The organism is Chryseobacterium aahli (assembly GCF_022699665.1).
Taxonomy (GTDB): Bacteria; Bacteroidota; Bacteroidia; order Flavobacteriales; family Weeksellaceae; genus Chryseobacterium; species Chryseobacterium aahli.
This window is the reverse complement of record NZ_JALDNB010000002.1, coordinates 58,518-77,824: the sequence shown is the minus strand read 5'-3', so window position 1 is coordinate 77,824 and position 19,307 is coordinate 58,518. Positions and strand designations below refer to the sequence as shown.

General features: G+C 33.2%; 19 protein-coding genes. 12 read left to right on the top strand and 7 right to left on the bottom strand.

Annotated elements, in window-relative coordinates:
- Window positions 1–20: 20 nt before the first annotated feature.
- Window positions 21–1,022, bottom strand: a complete 1,002-nt coding sequence (gene pdhA, locus MQX03_RS02595; RefSeq protein WP_047443950.1) for a pyruvate dehydrogenase (acetyl-transferring) E1 component subunit alpha — start codon at window positions 1,020–1,022, stop codon at window positions 21–23.
- A gap of 126 nt (window positions 1,023–1,148) precedes the next feature.
- Between pdhA and MQX03_RS02590 the strand changes: the two genes are divergently transcribed.
- Together MQX03_RS02590 and MQX03_RS02585 are read left to right on the top strand one after the other, a co-directional pair.
- Window positions 1,149–1,796: a phosphatase PAP2 family protein gene (locus MQX03_RS02590; protein ID WP_242801249.1), complete on the top strand. Its 648-nt coding sequence runs from the start codon at window positions 1,149–1,151 to the stop codon at window positions 1,794–1,796.
- A 46-nt stretch (window positions 1,797–1,842) separates the two neighbouring features.
- Window positions 1,843–2,310 (top strand): BlaI/MecI/CopY family transcriptional regulator, encoded by a 468-nt coding sequence (locus MQX03_RS02585; protein WP_129536974.1) that lies wholly within the window; start codon window positions 1,843–1,845, stop codon window positions 2,308–2,310.
- A gap of 112 nt (window positions 2,311–2,422) precedes the next feature.
- Here the strand turns inward: MQX03_RS02585 and MQX03_RS02580 are convergent, their stop codons facing one another.
- On the bottom strand, window positions 2,423–2,806 hold the full coding sequence (locus MQX03_RS02580) for an RNA recognition motif domain-containing protein (protein ID WP_129536973.1): 384 nt from the start codon (window positions 2,804–2,806) through the stop codon (window positions 2,423–2,425).
- Window positions 2,807–3,154: 348 nt separating this feature from the next.
- Between MQX03_RS02580 and MQX03_RS02575 the strand changes: the two genes are divergently transcribed.
- From MQX03_RS02575 to MQX03_RS02555, 5 genes are all read left to right on the top strand, one after another.
- Window positions 3,155–3,550, top strand: coding sequence for an acyl-CoA thioesterase (locus MQX03_RS02575; RefSeq protein ID WP_129536971.1), 396 nt, complete (start codon window positions 3,155–3,157; stop codon window positions 3,548–3,550).
- A complete protein-coding gene (locus MQX03_RS02570) occupies window positions 3,547–4,107 on the top strand; it encodes a helix-turn-helix domain-containing protein (RefSeq protein ID WP_242801247.1) in 561 nt (186 codons plus the stop codon). Before MQX03_RS02575 ends, MQX03_RS02570 begins: the two co-directional genes overlap by 4 nt.
- Window positions 4,108–4,240: 133 nt before the next feature.
- Window positions 4,241–6,982: a heavy metal translocating P-type ATPase gene (locus MQX03_RS02565; RefSeq protein WP_242801245.1), complete on the top strand. Its 2,742-nt coding sequence runs from the start codon at window positions 4,241–4,243 to the stop codon at window positions 6,980–6,982.
- A gap of 147 nt (window positions 6,983–7,129) precedes the next feature.
- The gene (locus tag MQX03_RS02560; protein WP_242801243.1) at window positions 7,130–7,858 is read left to right on the top strand and encodes a DUF72 domain-containing protein; all 729 of its coding nucleotides are present in this window, start codon (window positions 7,130–7,132) and stop codon (window positions 7,856–7,858) included.
- A gap of 118 nt (window positions 7,859–7,976) precedes the next feature.
- Window positions 7,977–8,843 (top strand): polysaccharide deacetylase family protein, encoded by an 867-nt coding sequence (locus MQX03_RS02555; protein WP_242801241.1) that lies wholly within the window; start codon window positions 7,977–7,979, stop codon window positions 8,841–8,843.
- Between the two features lie 146 nt (window positions 8,844–8,989).
- Here the strand turns inward: MQX03_RS02555 and MQX03_RS02550 are convergent, their stop codons facing one another.
- Window positions 8,990–10,018 carry a threonine aldolase family protein gene (locus MQX03_RS02550; protein WP_242801239.1) on the bottom strand — a complete coding sequence of 343 codons (1,029 nt, stop codon included), beginning with the start codon at window positions 10,016–10,018 and terminating at the stop codon, window positions 8,990–8,992.
- Window positions 10,019–10,103: 85 nt separating this feature from the next.
- On the opposite strand from MQX03_RS02550, the gene MQX03_RS02545 reads away from it, so the two are divergent.
- A complete protein-coding gene (locus MQX03_RS02545; RefSeq protein ID WP_242801237.1) occupies window positions 10,104–10,757 on the top strand; it encodes a metal-dependent transcriptional regulator in 654 nt (217 codons plus the stop codon).
- 73 nt (window positions 10,758–10,830) lie between these two features.
- Here MQX03_RS02545 and MQX03_RS02540 read toward each other — a convergent pair whose 3' ends face one another.
- The 4 genes from MQX03_RS02540 to MQX03_RS02525 form a co-directional block, all read right to left on the bottom strand.
- Complete coding sequence (locus tag MQX03_RS02540) at window positions 10,831–11,997, bottom strand: aminotransferase class V-fold PLP-dependent enzyme (RefSeq protein ID WP_242801236.1); 1,167 nt, start codon at window positions 11,995–11,997, stop codon at window positions 10,831–10,833.
- A 105-nt stretch (window positions 11,998–12,102) separates the two neighbouring features.
- Entirely contained in the window at window positions 12,103–13,248 is a 1,146-nt protein-coding gene (locus MQX03_RS02535) for a hypothetical protein (RefSeq protein WP_129536965.1), read from the bottom strand.
- A gap of 25 nt (window positions 13,249–13,273) precedes the next feature.
- Window positions 13,274–14,173: a TssN family type VI secretion system protein gene (locus MQX03_RS02530; protein ID WP_129536964.1), complete on the bottom strand. Its 900-nt coding sequence runs from the start codon at window positions 14,171–14,173 to the stop codon at window positions 13,274–13,276.
- Window positions 14,174–14,226: 53 nt separating this feature from the next.
- Window positions 14,227–15,168 carry a type VI secretion system baseplate subunit TssG gene (locus MQX03_RS02525; RefSeq protein WP_242801234.1) on the bottom strand — a complete coding sequence of 314 codons (942 nt, stop codon included), beginning with the start codon at window positions 15,166–15,168 and terminating at the stop codon, window positions 14,227–14,229.
- A gap of 271 nt (window positions 15,169–15,439) precedes the next feature.
- Here MQX03_RS02525 and MQX03_RS02520 point away from each other — a divergent pair, with 271 nt between their 5' ends.
- From MQX03_RS02520 to MQX03_RS02505, 4 genes are all read left to right on the top strand, one after another.
- Complete coding sequence (locus MQX03_RS02520; protein WP_242801232.1) at window positions 15,440–16,231, top strand: S1/P1 nuclease; 792 nt, start codon at window positions 15,440–15,442, stop codon at window positions 16,229–16,231.
- 375 nt (window positions 16,232–16,606) lie between these two features.
- On the top strand, window positions 16,607–17,473 hold the full coding sequence (locus tag MQX03_RS02515) for a sigma-70 family RNA polymerase sigma factor (protein ID WP_034757900.1): 867 nt from the start codon (window positions 16,607–16,609) through the stop codon (window positions 17,471–17,473).
- Window positions 17,474–17,556: 83 nt separating this feature from the next.
- Entirely contained in the window at window positions 17,557–18,147 is a 591-nt protein-coding gene (locus MQX03_RS02510; RefSeq protein WP_242801230.1) for a hypothetical protein, read from the top strand.
- A 7-nt stretch (window positions 18,148–18,154) separates the two neighbouring features.
- Window positions 18,155–19,270 (top strand): FAD-dependent monooxygenase, encoded by a 1,116-nt coding sequence (locus MQX03_RS02505; protein WP_242801228.1) that lies wholly within the window; start codon window positions 18,155–18,157, stop codon window positions 19,268–19,270.
- The last annotated feature ends 37 nt before the right edge of the window (window positions 19,271–19,307 follow it).

Below are 19,307 nucleotides of genomic sequence, written 5' to 3'. Positions count from 1 at the left end.
ATCAAATTAATTATTAATTTTTAGTTTTCTAATTTGTCTAAGAATGGATAATCTTCCTGAGCGTAAACATACTCGTAGATTTTTTCTGCGGTCGGGTATGGAGAATTTTCCATAAACTCGATGCACTCTTCTACAAAATCTCTTGATTTGTTATCTGTAGCTTCCAATTCTTCTTCAGTTGCCCAGTTGTTTTCTAAGATTCTCGCTTTGATTAATTCTATTGGATCGTCTTTTTTTGCAATAGCAACTTCATCCTTAGATCTGTAAGGCTCAGCATCAGACATTGAGTGACCTCTGAAACGGTACGTTCTTGCTTCAATGAAAGTCGGTCCGTCTCCTCTTCTAGCTCTTTCAATAGCTTCGTAAGCAGCTTCAGCCACTTTCTCAGGATCCATTGCATCAACGGCTAAACAAGGCATTTCGTAACCTAATCCTAGTTTGTAGATATCTTCGTGATTAGCAGTTCTTTTTACAGAAGTTCCCATCGCATATTGATTGTTTTCAACCACAAATACTACCGGAAGTTTCCAGTTCATTGCCATGTTGAAAGTTTCGTGAAGAGAACCTTGTCTTGCAGCACCGTCTCCGAAGAAACAGATGTTTACCGCTTTTCTGTCAAAATATTTATCTGCAAAAGCAATACCTGCTCCCAAAGGAATTTGACCTCCTACAATACCATGACCTCCGTAAAATCTGTGTTCTTTACTGAAAATGTGCATAGATCCACCCATACCTCCTGAAGTACCTGTAGCTTTACCACAAAGTTCTGCCATGATTCTTTTTGGGTCTACTCCCATTGCCATCGGATGAATGTGACATCTGTAAGCAGTGATCATGCTGTCTTTAGTTAAATCCATTGCATGCGTAAAACCAGCAGGAATAGCTTCCTGACCGTTGTACAAATGTAAAAAACCTCTGATTTTTTGTTTTAAATAAAGAGAACGGCATTTGTCTTCAAACCTTCTCCACATTGTCATATCTTCATACCACTTCAGGTATACCTCTTTAGAAAATTCTTTCATGTGCTAGCTTCTTGCTTATTTATTATGAAATAGTTGAGCAAAAATATAAAAAAAACTTTGTTTTTATTATATATAGAGCAATTGTTTTTTTAGTTATAATGTTATATTTACATCACAAACTTCAATATGGAAGAAAAAAAGACCTCATTACTACACATTGTTTCAAGAATTATTTCAGATTTTTTTAATCCTTTAGTTTCTTTGGTTATCTATTTCGTGTATTTCAGTATTCAGAATTACACCTTTAAAGAAGCTTTCACACACTTTTTGCCTATTTTACTGATGACCATTCTTCCGGTAATTATCTGGATTGTCTGGAATGTAAAAACAGGTCGATATACTAATATGGACGTATCAAATAGAGTTCAAAGAAAAACATTGTATATTTTCATTGCTGTCTGTATTGTTTCTTATTTGACGTTCAATTATATTAAGAATGGCTTTATAGATTTCGTGATGTTGTTTATTTTAATTCTTCTGTTCGCATTACAATTCAGTAATTTATATATTAAAAGCTCGATGCATACTGCATTCAATGTATTTGTCTCTGCGTTATTCTTTGCATTTGATGTGAAAATTGGTTTTGCATGGCTTGCGATTGCAATTTTGGTCGGAATTACGAGAGTTATTCTGAAAAGACATACCGTAAAAGAAGTATTTATGGGAGCAGGCATAGCTGTTTTGGTTTCTTTTATTTATCTTTATTGCAACAATAAGTATCAGCGCAATGATATACCGACTGAAGTGATTCCTGTGGAAACTACAATCAAATAAATACTTTGCGAAAAAGCGATACCCTACTATTTTATAAAATTTAAATATGAAAATAAATCATCTTACATCAGCAGAAGAGAACTTAATGAAGCTTTTTTGGGACTTAAATTCTTTTTATTTAAAAGATGTCATGGAGAAACATCCTGAACCAAAACCGCATCAAAATACAGTTTCTACTTACCTGAAAATATTGGTTGAAAAAGGTTATTTATCTACAGAAAAAGAAGGCCGTATTTTTAAATACAGCGTCATCGTTCCTTTTGACGAGTATAAAAAATTTATATTGAGAGAACTCACGCAGAATTTTTTCAATAATTCTGGCAAAGAAATTTTAGAATTTTTGTTTAAAGAAAATCTGGTATCTCAGAATGATCTTAAAGAATATTTTGATCTTAAAATTGAAATGAAACCTGTAAAAGTAAAAACTCCAACTCTCGAATATGCTGAAGAAATACTGAATCCTAAGAAAGATAAAAAAGGAAAGGATAAGAAAAAGAAGAAGAAAAAAGATTAGTAGTTTAGTTATTTTCTGGTTGTTAGTTTAAAACAGAAGAATTAATTCAATACTATTTTTTCTTACAATTAAAGACATAAAAAAAAAGCGGCTAAAAAGCCGCTTCAATTTTTTACCAACGACTTCCGCCGCCTCCGTTACCTCCACGGTTGTTGTTGTTTCCGTAACTACCACCTCCAGAGTTACCTCCTGAACGGTTGTTACCATAACTTCCACCTCCGCTTCTGTTATTATCAAAACTTCTTCTTGGTTTTTCTTCTCTTGGCTTAGCCTCAGACACGTTAAGAATCTTTCCGTTAAGTTCTTTTTGATTAAGAGCTTCGATAGCTTGAGCTCCTTCTTCGTCACCCATTTCTACGAAACCGAAACCTCTAGAACGACCAGTTTCTCTGTCTGTAACAATTTTAGCAGATGATACATCGCCAAATTCTGCGAATAAATCGTGCAACTCATATTCTTTAGTTGCGTAATTGATGTTTGAAACAAAAATGTTCATTGTAAAAAAAAAATTAAAAATTAATATAAATTCTGGTATAAAAGAAAAGCAACATAATAATGAACATAATATTGATTCCTGATATAAACGCTTGCAAGATACAATTAAATTAAATAAATCAAAACTTTTTTTAAACTATTTCAACAAATGCGTTTAATTTAATACTGAATTAATATAAAATCTATCAAATCAGCAGTTTATAAAAGTAAAAAAGTACCTTTTATCTGCTTTTTAGGTTAAATGAATCACACAATTGAGATTGTATATACATGTAATAAGTTTAATAAATTCTTTGCAATTCAATAATTCAGTTTTAAACATTAAATTTGTGCTGCAAATATCAATTACATGAATTACCACACAAGGAAATGGGTAAAACCTGAAGATTTAAATCCTAACCAATCACTTTTTGGAGGAAGACTTTTACAATGGATCGATGAGGAAGCAGCTTTATATGCCGTGATTCAACTTGAGAATAAAAAAGTGGTGACAAAATATATTTCAGAAATCAACTTCGTAAGTTCTGCAAAACAAGGAGATATTATCGAAATTGGTATTGAAGTTTCAGCATTCGGTTCAACTTCGTTAACTTTAAAATGTGCCGTAAGAAACAAAATGACGCATCAAACCATCATTACTGTTGACAGAATTGTAATGGTAAATCTTAATGAAGACGGAAATCCTTCACCGCACGGAAAAACAAAAGTAGAATTTGTAAAAGACCGATTGGGCAATCCGTCATGAAAATTCTCATAAAAAATATGGTTTGCGACCGTTGTATTTCCGCTGTTGCTGATATTTTTAAAAAATCTGAAGTTAAGATTAAATCTGTCCAATTAGGAGAAGTTGAAACTGAATCTGACATTTCAGAAAATGAGTTGCTCCCAATTGAAAATAAGCTGGAAGAAATTGGCTTTGAAATTTTAAAAGATCCCTCTCAACAACTTATCGAAAATATTAAAAATCTTGTTATTCTTAAAATAGGAAGATTAGATACCGATGAAAATTTTGTTTTATCAAATTTCTTAAGTAGCGCATTACATAAAGATTACAGCTCTTTATCTAAAGTTTTTTCTCAGAATGAAAATATCACTTTAGAACAATATTACATTCTCCAGAGAATTGAAAAAGTAAAAGAACTTCTTTTCAACAACGATTTTACTTTAACCGAAATTGCCGGACACATGGGTTATAAAAGTGTGCAACATCTGTCATCACAGTTTAAAAGTACAACAGGCTACACTCCTACTCAATTTAAAAAGTTAGAAGTTCAGAACAGAAAACCATTAGACCAAATTTAAAAAGTGAAGTAGTAATCAGTTATTAAGTTTTACAGTTAAATACTTCTAACTAACCAAATTCTGTAACTATTATCCTTAAATTTATAACAGTCTTCCATTTTCATTTTGGAAATTTGTAGAATAAATTTAGATAATGCAAAAACAATATAAAATACTTGGGATGACCTGCTCAGGTTGCCAAAAGAAAATTTCAGAAAAGCTCAACAGTCTTGAAAATATAAACGCAGATATTGATCTCAAAAGCAATACGGCGACCATCGATTCTCATAAAGAAATTAATTTAAGTGACTTAAATAAAGCCTTAGAAGAAGCAGGAAATTATAAGCTTGAAGACCCAAATAATCCAGATAAAGTTTTTGTAAAACCTCAGGATAGAGTTTCTCCATCTTCCGTTTATTATTGCCCGATGGAATGTGAGGGCGATAAAGTATATTTTAAACAAGGTGAAAGATGTCCGGTCTGCAACATGTTTTTAGTTCCGATTGAGGAAAAATTGGCAAAAGATCCCAATTTTAAACCTACTTTTTCTAAAACCAATTTACCTGAAAATTTTAAAGATCATATCGGCGATTATTACTGTCCGATGTTCTGCGAGGGTGACAAAATTTATGATGAAAAAGGTGACTGTCCAATTTGCCACATGCATTTGGAAGAAATCACGGAAGATTTAGTTGAAAATTCAGTTTCAAATCATCATTCACATTCCCACAATCATCAGCATCAGGAAAAACCAAAAGTTACGGATGACATGGCGGGGAAATATTATTGCCCGATGTTTTGTGAAGGAGATAAAACCTATGACTCCAACGTTGGCTGTCCTGTCTGCGGAATGGACTTGGTAAGATATCCTGATAAAAATGGCGAAGGCGAAGAAGACGAAACGTTCAATATTTTAAAAAGAAAATTCATCACTTCGTTAGCATTCACAATTCCCGTTTTTATTCTTTCGATGGGCGGAATGTTGATTGATTTTCCGTTTTCACACCAGATTCAAGGTTACATTGAACTTGTTTTAACGATTCCTGTGCTGTTCTACTCAGGATGGTTTCTGATGAAAAGAGGATTTGTTTCATTTAAAACCTGGAACCTGAATATGTTTAGCCTGATTGCTTTAGGTGTTTCCGCTGCGTTTTTGTTTAGCATTATTGCTTTGTTTTTCCCAGATATTGTTCCTCACGAAATTCGAGGGCATAATCATGAAAGCCCGTTGTATTTTGAGGCAGTTTGTGTGATTATTACCTTAGTTATTTTAGGTCAGTTAATGGAAGCCGCGGCTCACAAGAAAACAGGAAATGCCATCAAAGAACTGATGAATCTTTCTCCAGATGAAGCCAACTTAATGGTAAATGGCGAGGAAAAAAAGGTTCCACTATCAGAAATAAAAATAGGAGATTTATTAAAAGTAAAACCGGGCGAAAAAATTCCGGTTGACGGAAAAATTGTCGAAGGAAATTCTGTGGTTGACGAAAGTATGATAACCGGCGAACCCATTCCTGTTGAGAAAAATTTGCATGATAAAGTAACATCAGGAACCATTAACGGCAATCAGGTTTTCATCATGAAAGCTGAAAAAGTGGGTGACGAAACGTTGCTTTCAAAGATTATTAAAATGGTGAACGACGCAAGCCGAAGTCGTGCTCCGATACAAAAACTGACGGATAAAGTGGCAAAAGTTTTTGTTCCGACCGTTATTTTTGTTGCGGTCCTTACATTTATTTTATGGCAGCTTTTCGGTCCGGAAGGTAAAAAAAGTTTATTCGCTTTTGTGAATGCAGTTGCCGTTCTCATTGTGGCTTGTCCGTGTGCTTTAGGTTTGGCAACCCCAATGTCTTTGATGGTAGGAATTGGTAAAGGAGCGAAGAATGGTATTTTAATTAAAAATGCCGAAGCACTTGAACAAATGAATAAAGTAAACGTTTTAATTACCGATAAAACAGGAACTTTGACTGAAGGGAAACCTTCGGTTGAGCATATTGAAACTTTAATTAATAATCAAAATTTAGTTTTAAAGTTAGCCTATTCATTAAATCAAAATTCAGAACATCCGCTATCAAATGCTGTGATTAAAAAAGCAAAAGATGAAAATATTTCGGCTGAAAAAGTAAGTCATTTTGAAAACATTTCTGGGAAAGGGGTGAAAGGAATTATTAATGGAAAAACCGTTTATTTAGGAAATGAAAATCTTCTGACTTCAAATCAAATTCAGATTCCTGAAATTTTAAAACATAAAGCAATTGAAATTCAATCAAAAGCGCATACGATTTCTTATGTTGCGCAGGAAAATGAAGTTTTAGGATTGATAAGTTTTACCGATAAAATAAAGGAAAGCTCGAAAAAAGCAGTCGAATTACTTCTGAATGACGGAATTGATGTCATTATGATGACCGGAGACAACGAACATACCGCAAAAGCCGTTGCAGATGCTCTTGGAATTAAACATTTTAAAGCCAATTGTCTTCCGGAAGATAAGTTAAATGATGTCAAAAAACTTCAGCAACAAGGAAAAATCGTAGCCATGACCGGCGACGGAATCAACGACTCCCCTGCTTTAGCGCAAGCCAATATCGGAATCGCCATGGGAACCGGAACCGATGTGGCTATTGAAAGTGCAGAAATTACTTTATTAAAAGGTGATTTGATTGGTGTTGCCAAAGCAAAAATTCTAAGTGAAAAACTCCTCAAAAACATTAAAGAAAATCTCTTCTTCGCTTTCATTTATAATGTTCTGGGAATTCCGATTGCGGCAGGATTGTTGTATCCTTTTTTCGGAATTTTATTATCTCCCATGATTGCAGCAGCGGCAATGAGCATCAGCTCTTTGTCGGTGATTTTAAATTCTTTGAGATTGAATTCTGTTGATTTGAATGTGAAATAGATTTCGTCTTGATTAATGATATTGCTCTCGCAGATTAAGCGGATTGAGCAGATTTATTTTCATTTATTTTCTAAATGTTTTAAATGTCTACAAAAAATCTGCTTAATCTGAAAAATCTGCGAGAAATAAATTAATTGAATTTTGAAAATGAAAAAAGAAAAAAATTATATCGGATGCTCAGGCTTTTACAATAACGATTGGAAGGGAACTTTGTATCCCGAAGATGCTAAAAGTAAAGATTATTTAAGTTTGTATTCTCAGCAGTTCAATGCGGTAGAAATCAATTCTACATTTTATAGAAAACCAACCGCCAAAACACTTCAAAAATGGTTTGATGAAACTCCTGAAGATTTAAAATTTTTCATTAAAATTCCGAAGACGATTTCACATGTAAAAAGATTGGAAAACTGCAAAGAAGAAATCACCGAATTCTGCGCGCATATTCAAAGCAATTTAAAAGAAAAGCTCGAAGGATTTTTATATCAGTTTCCGCCTTCATTTAAAAATACGGAGCAAAATTTAAAACTGATTTTAGAGAATATTGATTCTCAATTTTTAAACGTTATTGAATTCCGTCATGAATCTTGGTGGAATGAGGAAATTTATAAAATTTTAAAAGACAATAAAGTCATTTTCTCCGGCGTAAGTTTTCCTGGGAAGCTTTCAGAAGATATCGTAATCAATTCAAATGATACACTTTACTATCGGCTTCACGGAAAACCTGTACTTTATAAATCAGAGTATTCAGAAGATTTTTTAAATGATTTGGCAGAGAAAATTAAAAATTCAGGTTTGAAATCATTTATATTTTTCAATAATACCTGGGGGATTTCGGCGATTAAAAATGGTTTATATCTTCAAAAAATTTTGGCTTAATAATTTTTATTAAAATTTAATTAAATCTAAAAATTTCTCACAATTATTGGTATTAAAATTGCTAAATTTAAAACTTGAAAATTAACATTTTTTAACAATTTAATATCCATCAATTTTTATGAAAAAAACTTTTGCGGAAAAGTCTTTTAACAGGACTTTTCTAGGGATGGTTGCAGTGTTCGGTGCAACATCAATTTTGTTTACAAGTTGTAATCAGAAAAAAAACAAGAAAGAATCTGAAACGATGATTTCTAAAGAACCTCCCGTCGCAAAGCAAGTTTTGAAAATTGATGATGATGAAGTCGTCTCAGACAAAAGAGTTATTTATCTCACTTTTGATGACGGTCCCAATCGCGGTACTGAAAACCTTCTTAAAATTCTTCATAAACGTAATGTTTGTGCCACTGCATTTTTAGTGGGCGAACATGCCAACGGAAGCAAACGACAAAAAGACGACCTCGAATCTCTCAGAAAAGACAGATTAATCGAATTGGCTAATCATAGTCACACCCATGCTCACAACAGATACACAGATTTCTATCAAAATCCTGCAATGGTTGTGCATGATTTTGATACTGCAAAAGACAGTTTACGATTACAGAATAAAATTGCCAGAACTCCTGGAAGAAATATCTGGAGACTCAATAATATTATGAGTACCGATATCAAAACTTCAAATGAAGCAGCAAACAGATTAAAAACTGCAGGTTATAAAGTAATCGGCTGGGATCTCGAATGGAAACCCACCAATAAAATGCAGCTTAAAGATAATCATCAGGTCATGCTAAAAAAAGTGGACAGTATCTTTTTTAATGATCTCGAAAAAACTTCAAGACATCTGGTTTTTCTTACTCACGATCAATATTTAACGGATGCCGATTCTGTAAATGAATTGGATTTATTTATTGAAAAACTACAAAAAACCAATCGTTTTGTATTCAGAAAAATTTCAGAATACCCGAAAATTAATGAAGTTCTGAATTAATAATTTTACCACAGAGAAACAAAAGATGTATAATGCTTTAAGAGAGTGTTGAAAGTTTAAAACTCTCGCTGATTTTGTAGATTACGCAGATTAATTTCAATCAAAAAAAATCTGCGTAATCCCTTTAATCTGCAAGAGGTTTTTTTTTAATGATTATCAATAATTTCTATAAAGTCATCAACGGCTTCGTCACTTGTATTCCATGAGGTAATCAATCGGATCGCAGATGATTTTTCACAGATACTTTTCCAAACATAAAATTCAAATTTCTCTGATAAAATTTCAATAAGCTCATGGCTTAAAATCGGGAAAATCTGATTGGTAAAAGTGTCAGATAGAAAAGATGTCCCCTTTTGCAGTAAAGCATTTTTTATTTTCATGGCTTGTTGGTTAGCGTGTTTTGCCAGATCAAAATACAAATCATTCTGCATCAATTCTAAAAACTGAATTCCCAATAAACGACCTTTTGCCAACAACGCTCCTTTTTGTTTGATATTAAATGCAAAATCTTCCTGCAACAGCAGATTGTTGATGATAATCGCTTCGCCCAATAACGCTCCGTTTTTTGTTCCACCAAGATAAAAAACATCGGTTAATTTCGCTACATCTTCTAAACTTAAATCGCTAATTTCGGATGTCAAAGCATGTCCTAATCTTGCTCCATCCATGAATAAATACAGATTATTGTCTCTGCAGAAAAGGGATAAACCCTCCAATTCATTTTTTGTATAAACCGTTCCAAGTTCAGTAGAATTAGAGATGTACACAAGCTTCGGCATTACTTGGTGCGGAATATTTTTGTGATTTTCCAGGACAGGAATAATATCGGATGGAGTTAATTTTCCGTCTTCTTTTTCAATGCTTAAAATTTTATGTCCTGTCGCTTCAATCGCTCCGGTTTCATTATTCAGAATATGTCCAGTCGCCGCAGAAATCACACATTGATAAGGCTTTAAAATGGAAGAAATAACAATCAGATTTGCCTGAGTTCCACCTGAGACAAAATAGACATCAGAATCTGGATTATTTATTTTTTCTTTAATTAAATCTTTAGCTTTCACCGAATACTGATCTTCTCCATAACCAGCCTGCTGATCGAGGTTATAATGTACAAGTGCTTCAAGAATTTTGGGATGACAACCCTCAGAATAGTCGTTTTTAAATGAAAATTTCATAGTGTAAAATTAAAAAAACTTAAAATAACAAGACTCAATTTTAAATATTATTTTGTTAGATTTGTAATGAAAATCATCTAACATTTTGAAGACAACATTAACCGAAGAAAATTATCTGAAGGCTTTGTTTCATTTAGTTGACAATGAAGGTAAAGTGACGATTAACGAACTCAGCAAATTCCTCAATGTGAAAATGCCGAGCGTTAATAATATGATGAAGAAATTTTCAGAAAAAAAATGGGTTATCTACGAAACCTACAAACCTCTGAAAGTTACCGAAAAAGGCAGACGTGAAGCTGCATTGGTGGTCAGAAAACACAGACTGACCGAAATGTTTCTGGTTAAAAAAATGAACTTCGGATGGGAAAATGTTCATGAAATTGCCGAACAGCTGGAACACGTTCACTCAAAAATATTTTTTGATAAGATGGATGAAATTTTAGATCATCCCAAATTCGATCCTCACGGAGAACCCATTCCTGATAAAGACGGAAATATTATCTCGATGGATTTACAGAAATTAAGCGACTGCAAAGTTGGAGAAAATATAGTTTTTGCTTCTGTAACCTTATCGGATGATGCTTTTCTGAACTACCTAACCGAAAGAAAACTTCTCCTGAATACTAAAATAAAGATCATTAAAATTGAAGATTTTGATAAATCTGTAACCGTTGAAGTTGACGGAAAGCACGAAGTTTTAAGTAAAAAAGCAACGGAGAAAATTCTGGTTAAAAAATAAACTTTTGACTTTGAGAGTTTCAGCTTATGAAAAATTAATTATTCTGAAGTTGACTGAAACTCTCAAAGTCAAATTATCCTTTTAAAATTTCGGATATTTTTTCAATTTCTTCCATCGTATTAAAATAATGGGGAGAAAGCCGTATCGCTCCAGGCACATTTTTGTTAGTAAAGTCAATCAGTGCAGAATTTTTATAACTTACAGAGAAGAATACATTATTTTCTGTAAGGACTTTCTGAATATTCTCTAAATCATTATCCGCACCACAAAAAGTCACAATACTGCTTAATCGATTTCCCTGATCTAAAACCTTAAAACCTGAATTCTGAAGATTCTCTCTTAGTTTTTCGGATAATTTTCTGTTGTAATTTTCAATATTTTCCAACCCTACATTGTTTGCATATTTTAAAGTTTCAGTGAAGCCTACAACTGAACCGTATGAATGCTCAAAATATTCAAATCTTTTTGCAGTTTTAAATAATTCATAATCATTAAATTTTGACCAATATGCGCCCATTGCATCCAAAAGCAGGGGGGCATAATCTTTCTCCAAAACTCGATCTGAAACATATAAAAAACCAGTTCCTCTTGGTCCTCGAAGAAATTTCCTGCCGGTTGCGGTAAGAAAATCACAGTACATTTTTTCTACATCGACGACCATTTGTCCAACAGACTGACACGCATCCACCAAATAAAAAATATCATATTGACGGCAGATTTTGCCCACAGCTTCTACATTTTGAATCAATCCAGAATTAGTAGGAATATGAGTGACAGCAACTAATTTGGGATTATATTTTTTAATTAAATTTTCAAAATCCTCCAGATCCAATTCGTTATCAGGAAGATTTTTCATTCTGACGATTTGTACATTCAGTTTTTTCTGTAAAGAAATAAATGTAATCTGATTGGAAATATAATCGTCAACCGTGGTAATAATACAATCGCCTTCTTTGAAAACAATACTCGACATAGCTTTCGCAAAAGCCTCAGTTGCACTTGCTGCAAAGGCAATATTTGAAGGTTTGCAGTTGATTAATTTTGCAGTTTCTTTGTAAAATTGTTCCAGTAAATCAACATTTCTGTTGGCAACTTCGTATCCTCCGAATTGTTCTTCCTGATGAAAGTAATCAACCATTGATTCTACGACGATGCTAGGCATTAATGAAGAACCTGCGCTGTTTAAGAATATTTTGTCAGACAATCCTTTTGTATCTTGTCTTATTTTTTCAATGTTCATTTTCGATATAACTATAGAATTATTTTTATGAATTTCACTCAACAATTTTACATAAAAAATCCCGAAATATGAATCACGGGATTAGGTATTTTAAAGTTTAAATTGCTAGTCTAAAACACTCCAACCTCTTTTCGGATTGGTGTTTGAAGAAACTTCCTGTTCGTTAACAATAATATTTTCTTTACGCTGACCGATGTAATCGAGTTCGCTCAATTTAGAGAAAATAATTTCCAGACTTCTCAACATCTGCTGAATGTATAAAAGCGGTTCGCCACAGTTGTGGTGGTCGTAATTGGTTTCTGCAACCGTTGATAATTGATTGAGTAAAGTATGAGGCGCAATTTCGCTCCATTCTAAACTGTAATTGAGCATTTCTTCCAATTCTGCAGGCACCAAAACCTGAGTTGCATTGTACATTCTTAAAGCCAGTTTTGCAAAAGATTCAATCAAAAAAACCGGTGCCTGGTAAGGAATTACATTTCTGAACTGGAAATACATATCTCCAAATGTATTTACCAAAACTGTACACAATGATTTTACATTTAAGGCTAATGCTGTATTTTGATTTTTATGGGAAGCTTTCTGAATGATTTTAAATGCGTACTGTTGTAGATTTCCAATTGATTTTGCATAACCATTGTAATAATCAATCAATGCAGGATGACTTTGTACTGAAGTACAAGGTGGAATAAAAGTAGAATTCACCTGAGTAATATTTCCTTTAAAATCGACCTTTCCTACAACGAGATAATTTCCTCCTGAATAACTGCTGTTCAGTGAAGAAACCGGAAGCAATTCGATATGATAATTCGCATGAGCATTCGGATGTCTTGGCGGAATTTCTTCCGGATCAATATCTCCAAACGGAACTTTATCAAAAGGATTCACCGAAATTAGAATATAATATTCACCATCGATGTTATCTTCCTCCATATTCATCGACTTCGCTAGCGATTTTACACTCACTCTCCTGTCTTTGAGTTCAATTCTGTAACCGGCCAATGTAACGGCGCTGCAATGTTTAATCACAAGCTGAACATCGTTGGTAGCGGTATTGTGAACATCAAAGATAGTTTTGTCTGTAAATTCGTTCGGAATTGGCAACAATCCGTAGTTATATGTAGTTATGGCCAAAGAATTGGCGTCTCTAATCGTATCTATTAAGAAATTATCCTGATCATTAAGATGTCTCTGGGAAACTTTCATCCCGTCGACCCAGTTGATTGCAAAATGTTTGATTGGCTGTATCATAGTAATACTTTTTTAAAATTTGTGATTATGCTTTTCTTTTTCCTTCTTCCTCATGCTGAATCACCCTTTTACAGATGACCACTTCATTTTCAGAAATACTGTTGGTGTTGATATCCTGATCAAAATCGATGTATTTTCTGAAACTGAAAAAAGATTTTTTGGTGTAAAATATCCAGTAATATGATTCTTTCGCTTCGTCTGACAAGTGAATGATTGATTTCGGATTTTTATGATTGTAATCGTCTACCACACGGAAAAACCAGTCTCCGAAAGTAACTCCTGTCGGTAAAGTTTTAGCTTTAATTCTAAATCGGTTGGCATCTTCAAGATTCTTGCTCAATTCAACATTTAAAACCATTAATCGGTCAAAATCTGCTCCTTCAAAATCCGGTGGTTTCTGATCTGGAGAATATTTCCAGGTTTTATAAATATCAACCGGAATACTGATAAACTGAATGTAACAGTAGTGAAAGACCATCGGAACAAAAAAGATCAAAGCACTGGTCGCAGACATAATCGGATATCCCTGATCTTTACTGATCCAAGTGAAAATGAGTACGAATAAGTAAGCTCCCAAAAGAACACATGTGATTGAAAGTACAGATTCAAATAAAACGCTTAAGCCAAATGACTGAATGTGTTTTCTAAAGAATCGATGCATTAAATTAACATGAAAGATTCCTAATAATAAGTAAATCGCCTGCGAAATCAAATACCAATAAGGATTAAATAAATTCCTTGAGAATCCAAAAAAACCTGGAATTGCCAGGCACAAACTGCATAGCAAAACATAGATGATAATAACCTTAATTTTAATTGCAGGCTGATTTCGTCTGATGGCACCCATGATGCCCATCATAATTACCGCCAATAGTGGCACTAATATAAATCTTAAAAATACACCTTTTACTGATGAAAATTCCATTTAATTCAATTAATAATGATTGTGATTGATGATTGTAAATATAATAAAATATTTTACAGAAAAGTAGAGAAACCTAGCCTGTTAGAATTTCTTTCGTCATCTTCCAGCATAAACGAATATTCTTTCTTTTCGGTGACAAAATTTTCTTCAATATCTACGTGTACCGGTAAGCAATAATCGTACAGAGCCTGAAGAACTTTTCTGAAAGGATTTCCCGGAATATATTTTTTCATTTCATCATACGGAATCGGGCCTACATTGACGATCCAATTTCTTTCTCCATCCATATGTTTTCCACTTGGGATGTACGTTACGCCCAATCTCGAATTCCCTAATAAAATAGAATCGTCTTCTTCCTCAATTCTGTCAATAACATTGGGCGTAAAAGTAATTTCTACAGGAACTCCTAAAAATGAAGTCATACAACGCTCGAACCATTTTTTATCGCCTCTTATCTGATGGAAAAAAGGTAAAATATGAATAAAAATATACGCATTCTTTTTATCAAGCATCTTTACAACCGGCCAAAGCTCTGAAAACACCGTCAAAAGTGAATCGGTATCGCTTGCGAGATCAAAATCGTATTCTTTCAGCAAAGCGCCGATTTCTGTGAAGAAAATTTCAAGTTCGAAAGGCATGAAAAATTTTCGTGCATCCTCTTCTACTCGTTTTTGCTTTCGGATTTCATTTACTACACTTTCAACATTTTTTCTTGAAGTGTTAAGTGACGGCGGGTGAAAAAGTCCTTCAGGTAAATAATCATAAATACCTTCTCTATAAGTCTTTATGCTAAGAACTTCTTCGTCGAAACCAAGATATTGACTAGAAATACTTTTGATATCCTTTAAATAAGCCCGGTCGTTACTTCCGATTCTGTCGATAAAAATATTGCTTACTGCCCGATGGTATTTCAGGAGATTGACGGCAACTGCTTCAGCTTTAAAATCTGTCTGCAGTTTGTTATAATGCATATCTACAATGCTATTGTCGTACATACTTTGTGATTCGTGATTCTGGTTGTTAGTGTAAAGATAATATATCTCTTAAATTTGAAAAAATATTCTTTTAAAAATGTCTAAATATTTTGCTAATCCAATTTAGTGATAAATTTAGAATTTAATGAGTAAAACAACAGTTTTTTTTAATTAAAATAAGACAGATTAAATTTATTTAACAATCAATAAATATCACAAGAAAATATTCCGAATTTCATCTGATTTTGAAAAGTCTATCCTATCTTTGCCATCTAAAATTATTATTAAAAAAATGAAAAGTATTTATTCTAAAATGCTGCTTTTATTAATGATCTCCAGCTCAGTATATTCTTTTGCGTGGGGATTGACGGGTCACCGAGTAATTGCAGAGATTGCAGAAAACCACTTGTCTGGTAAAGCAAGAAGGGAAATAAGAAAAATGATGGGGCAAGAACGTTTGGCGTATTGGGCAAACTGGCCAGATTTTATCAAGTCTGACACTACAGGAGTGTGGAAGCAGACTTCAGTATGGCATTATGTGAACATTGATCCACAAGCAGATTTTACATCATTTGAAAAAAATCTGAAAGCTCAGTCAGGACCAAGCCTATATTCGCAGATTAAAACGTTATCTTCACAAATCAAAGACGAAAAAACTTCTGAAAAAGACAGAAAAATTGCTTTGATTTTCCTTATTCATATGATGGGAGATTTAGCACAGCCAATGCATACAGGAAGATCTGAAGATTTGGGAGGAAATAAAATTAACGTTACTTATTTTGGTGACAAAACAAATTTACACTCTGTTTGGGATGGAAAGTTGGTTGATTCACAAAAATACAGCTATACAGAATATGCAAAGCTTTTGGATATTAAAACGAAAGATGAAGTAAAGCAAATTCAATCAGGAACGTTAGAAAATTGGTTGTATGATTCTCACCAGATTGCCAATAAAATCTACGCACAAACACCAAACGACTCAAAATTGGGTTACGATTATCAATACAAATTCAATGATACTATGGAAAGACAGCTTCTTTACGGAGGCTTGAGACTGGCTAAAGTATTGAATGATCTTTTTTAAGAGTCAATAATGAATGAGTGAATTTTAAAAATCAATTTTTAATTCGCTATCAATTATATAAAGTGAGACTTCGGTTTCACTTTTTTTGTTCCGTCAGTTCGAGTGTTTTTCGAAGCAAAGCGAAGAAAAATGTATCGAGAACCCATGAACTTCGAACAAATTCAGTCATTGATCAAAAACTTCTCGATACGCTTTCGTTGAAAGCTACTCGAAGTGACGGATCATCTATCTTCATTTTTTGAAACACGAGCCATAATTTACAACTAAAAATCCAGCATTATTTTAATTAAATAAAAAATAATTGAAACATGTGTAACCTTTTGATCGTTTCAAACGTATAATATACAGTAACTCTATTTTTGAGAATAACGATAAATGAGACAATTAAAAATAACCAAGCAGGTTACCAACAGGGAAACCGCTTCACTAGACAAGTATTTGCAGGAAATTGGTAAAGTAGAATTGATTACCGCAGACGAAGAGGTAGATTTGGCACAAAAAATCCGCGCCGGCGACAGAGTTGCGTTGGAGAAATTGATTAAAGCCAACCTTCGTTTCGTAGTTTCAGTATCAAAACAGTACCAAAACCAAGGTCTTTCTCTTCCCGATTTAATCAACGAAGGGAATTTAGGATTAATGAAAGCTGCAAAAAGATATGACGAAACAAGAGGTTTTAAATTTATCTCTTACGCCGTATGGTGGATTCGCCAGTCGATTTTACAGGCTTTGGCTGAGCAGTCGAGAATTGTAAGATTACCGCTGAACAAAATTGGTTCGATCAACAAAATCAATAAAGCATACGCTCACCTTGAACAAGAAAATGAAAGACCACCTTCTCCGGAAGAATTGGCTGAAGTTCTTGACATGAGTGAAGAAGACATCAAAGAATCAATGAAAAACTCCGGAAGACACCTGTCGATGGATGCTCCATTGGTAGAAGGTGAAGATTCTAACTTGTATGACGTATTGCGTTCCGGAGAATCTCCAAGCCCGGATAAAGATTTGATGCTTGAATCTCTTCAGATTGAAATTGAAAGAGCATTAAACACGTTGACGCCGAGAGAGGCTGATTTAGTAAGATTATATTTCGGACTGAACGGTAAACATCCAATGACTTTGGAAGAAATCGGTGAAACTTTCGATCTTACAAGAGAAAGAGTTCGTCAGATTAAAGAAAAAGCAATCAAAAGACTAAAACACAATACAAGAAGTAAGATTTTGAAGTCTTATTTAGGTAAATAATTTTTAGTTTAAATAATTATTAAGCGGAGTTTGATTTTTTCAGACTCCGTTTTTTTTATATTTTTGAATTAAATCAATTAACAATGAAATCTGAAATAAAATATATTGAACTGAAGACTGGTTATAGTGACAACAGCCCTGCTTGGATTGGTATGGTGTCATTTTCTAAAACTGGAAGAACTTTATATTTTGATGGAAAAGCTTTTCAAAGTTTAAACGGAAATGGTATTAGTGGAAATTATTACGAAATTGAATCTGGTGATGAATATTGGATTTCAGGAGTGAAAAAAAATCAAAATGACCGACATCTTTCTGCGGGTGGAAAAACACATATTGAAAAAAGAGTTTTATCTGAATATTTGCAGATCATAAATCAAACAAATTTAAAAGAAAAAGATTACGACATAATTGAAGTTGAAGAAGAAATTCCTACTACCAGAATTAATGAAATTGAAAATCAAAAGTATGAGTCACAAAGTGGAATTGATGATAATAAAAGATTTCTAAAACCAACTGAAATGACAAATGAAGAACTAGAATATTTTATTGATTATTACAAAGATTATTCTATAAATGGTAGATACTTAAAAGGTAGAAAAAACTCAAGAAATTCGATGAATGAATTAATTTCGGAAAAGGAAAATAGAAAAAAGAAATTAAAGCGAAATTTTTAATTTGATTATGCAAATCTCAATCATCGGAGCTGGAATTGGCGGTTTGACTTTAGGAAATATTCTGAAGCAACAAAATTTAGACTTTACCATTTACGAATCTGCAGCGGAAATAAAACCTGTCGGAGCAGGAATTATGATGGCCGTCAATGCAATGCAGATTTTTGAGAAATTAGGATTAAAAGAAGAAATTGAAAACACCGGAAACAAAATTCATGGAATTTTTATTACTGATGCAAAGCTGAAAACTATCTCAACAACCAATATTTTGGCTTTAGAAAAGAAATTCAATTCATGTAACGTTGCCATTCATAGAGCAGATTTACAAAATATTTTAGCTTCAAATATTGGTCTTGAAAATTTACAGCTGAATCATAATTTGCAAAAGATTGAGAAGAAAGAAAATTATCATTTAAACTTTGAAAAGGGAAATGAAATTGAAAGCAAAATAGTCTTCGGAGCAGATGGAATTCATTCGAAAGTCCGTAATCAAATTTTAGGAACCGGAACCATCAGAAATTCCAAACAAAAATGCTGGCGTGGATTGACCAATTTTAATCTTCCGGAAAAATATCTTCATCATGCTTTAGAAGTTTGGGGAAAAGGAAAACGCTTTGGTTTTGTGAAGCTTTCTGAAAATCAGGTTTATTGGTACGCTTTAATCAACGAAAATAATTTTACAGAAAATATTGATTTAACTGAAACTTTCAGAGATTTTGATCCATTAGTTTTACAGATTTTGGAAGATACAAAACCAGAAAATATTATTTTAAATGATATTATTGACCTCGCTCCTATTCCGAAATGGTTTGCTGAAAATCTTTGCTTAATTGGTGATGCAGCTCATGCAACAACTCCGAATATGGGTCAAGGTGCCTGTCAGTCAATTGAAGATGCTTATGTGCTTGGGAAATTATTGGAAAAAAACAGAGATTATCATTCGGTTTTTGAAGAATTTCAAAAGATCAGAAGGAAAAAAGTTGATCATATCGTCAATACCAGCTGGAAAATCGGCCAGATTTCTCAGTGGAAAAAAGGAAATACTTTAAGAAACTTTGTGATGAGATTAATTCCTGAAAGTACTAATCAAAAAATGATTGAGAAAATTCTACAGCTAGAAATATGATTTTTCAATTCTCTGGCTGCCAATTCTTTTCCTACTA

Bases quoted from the DNA above. Each gene is read 5' to 3' on its own strand.
- MQX03_RS02565 (WP_242801245.1), top strand. From the start codon at position 4,241: ATGCAAAAACAATATAAAATACTTGGGATGACCTGCTCAGGTTGCCAA.
- MQX03_RS02555 (WP_242801241.1), top strand. From the start codon at position 7,977: ATGAAAAAAACTTTTGCGGAAAAGTCTTTTAACAGGACTTTTCTAGGG.
- MQX03_RS02525 (WP_242801234.1), bottom strand. From the start codon at position 15,168: ATGTACGACAATAGCATTGTAGATATGCATTATAACAAACTGCAGACA.
- MQX03_RS02520 (WP_242801232.1), top strand. From the start codon at position 15,440: ATGAAAAGTATTTATTCTAAAATGCTGCTTTTATTAATGATCTCCAGC.
- pdhA (WP_047443950.1), bottom strand. From the start codon at position 1,022: ATGAAAGAATTTTCTAAAGAGGTATACCTGAAGTGGTATGAAGATATG.
- MQX03_RS02560 (WP_242801243.1), top strand. From the start codon at position 7,130: ATGAAAAAAGAAAAAAATTATATCGGATGCTCAGGCTTTTACAATAAC.
- MQX03_RS02590 (WP_242801249.1), top strand. From the start codon at position 1,149: ATGGAAGAAAAAAAGACCTCATTACTACACATTGTTTCAAGAATTATT.
- MQX03_RS02505 (WP_242801228.1), top strand. From the start codon at position 18,155: ATGCAAATCTCAATCATCGGAGCTGGAATTGGCGGTTTGACTTTAGGA.
- MQX03_RS02550 (WP_242801239.1), bottom strand. From the start codon at position 10,018: ATGAAATTTTCATTTAAAAACGACTATTCTGAGGGTTGTCATCCCAAA.
- MQX03_RS02570 (WP_242801247.1), top strand. From the start codon at position 3,547: ATGAAAATTCTCATAAAAAATATGGTTTGCGACCGTTGTATTTCCGCT.
- MQX03_RS02510 (WP_242801230.1), top strand. From the start codon at position 17,557: ATGAAATCTGAAATAAAATATATTGAACTGAAGACTGGTTATAGTGAC.
- MQX03_RS02515 (WP_034757900.1), top strand. From the start codon at position 16,607: ATGAGACAATTAAAAATAACCAAGCAGGTTACCAACAGGGAAACCGCT.
- MQX03_RS02535 (WP_129536965.1), bottom strand. From the start codon at position 13,248: ATGATACAGCCAATCAAACATTTTGCAATCAACTGGGTCGACGGGATG.
- MQX03_RS02575 (WP_129536971.1), top strand. From the start codon at position 3,155: ATGAATTACCACACAAGGAAATGGGTAAAACCTGAAGATTTAAATCCT.
- MQX03_RS02580 (WP_129536973.1), bottom strand. From the start codon at position 2,806: ATGAACATTTTTGTTTCAAACATCAATTACGCAACTAAAGAATATGAG.
- MQX03_RS02530 (WP_129536964.1), bottom strand. From the start codon at position 14,173: ATGGAATTTTCATCAGTAAAAGGTGTATTTTTAAGATTTATATTAGTG.
- MQX03_RS02585 (WP_129536974.1), top strand. From the start codon at position 1,843: ATGAAAATAAATCATCTTACATCAGCAGAAGAGAACTTAATGAAGCTT.
- MQX03_RS02540 (WP_242801236.1), bottom strand. From the start codon at position 11,997: ATGAACATTGAAAAAATAAGACAAGATACAAAAGGATTGTCTGACAAA.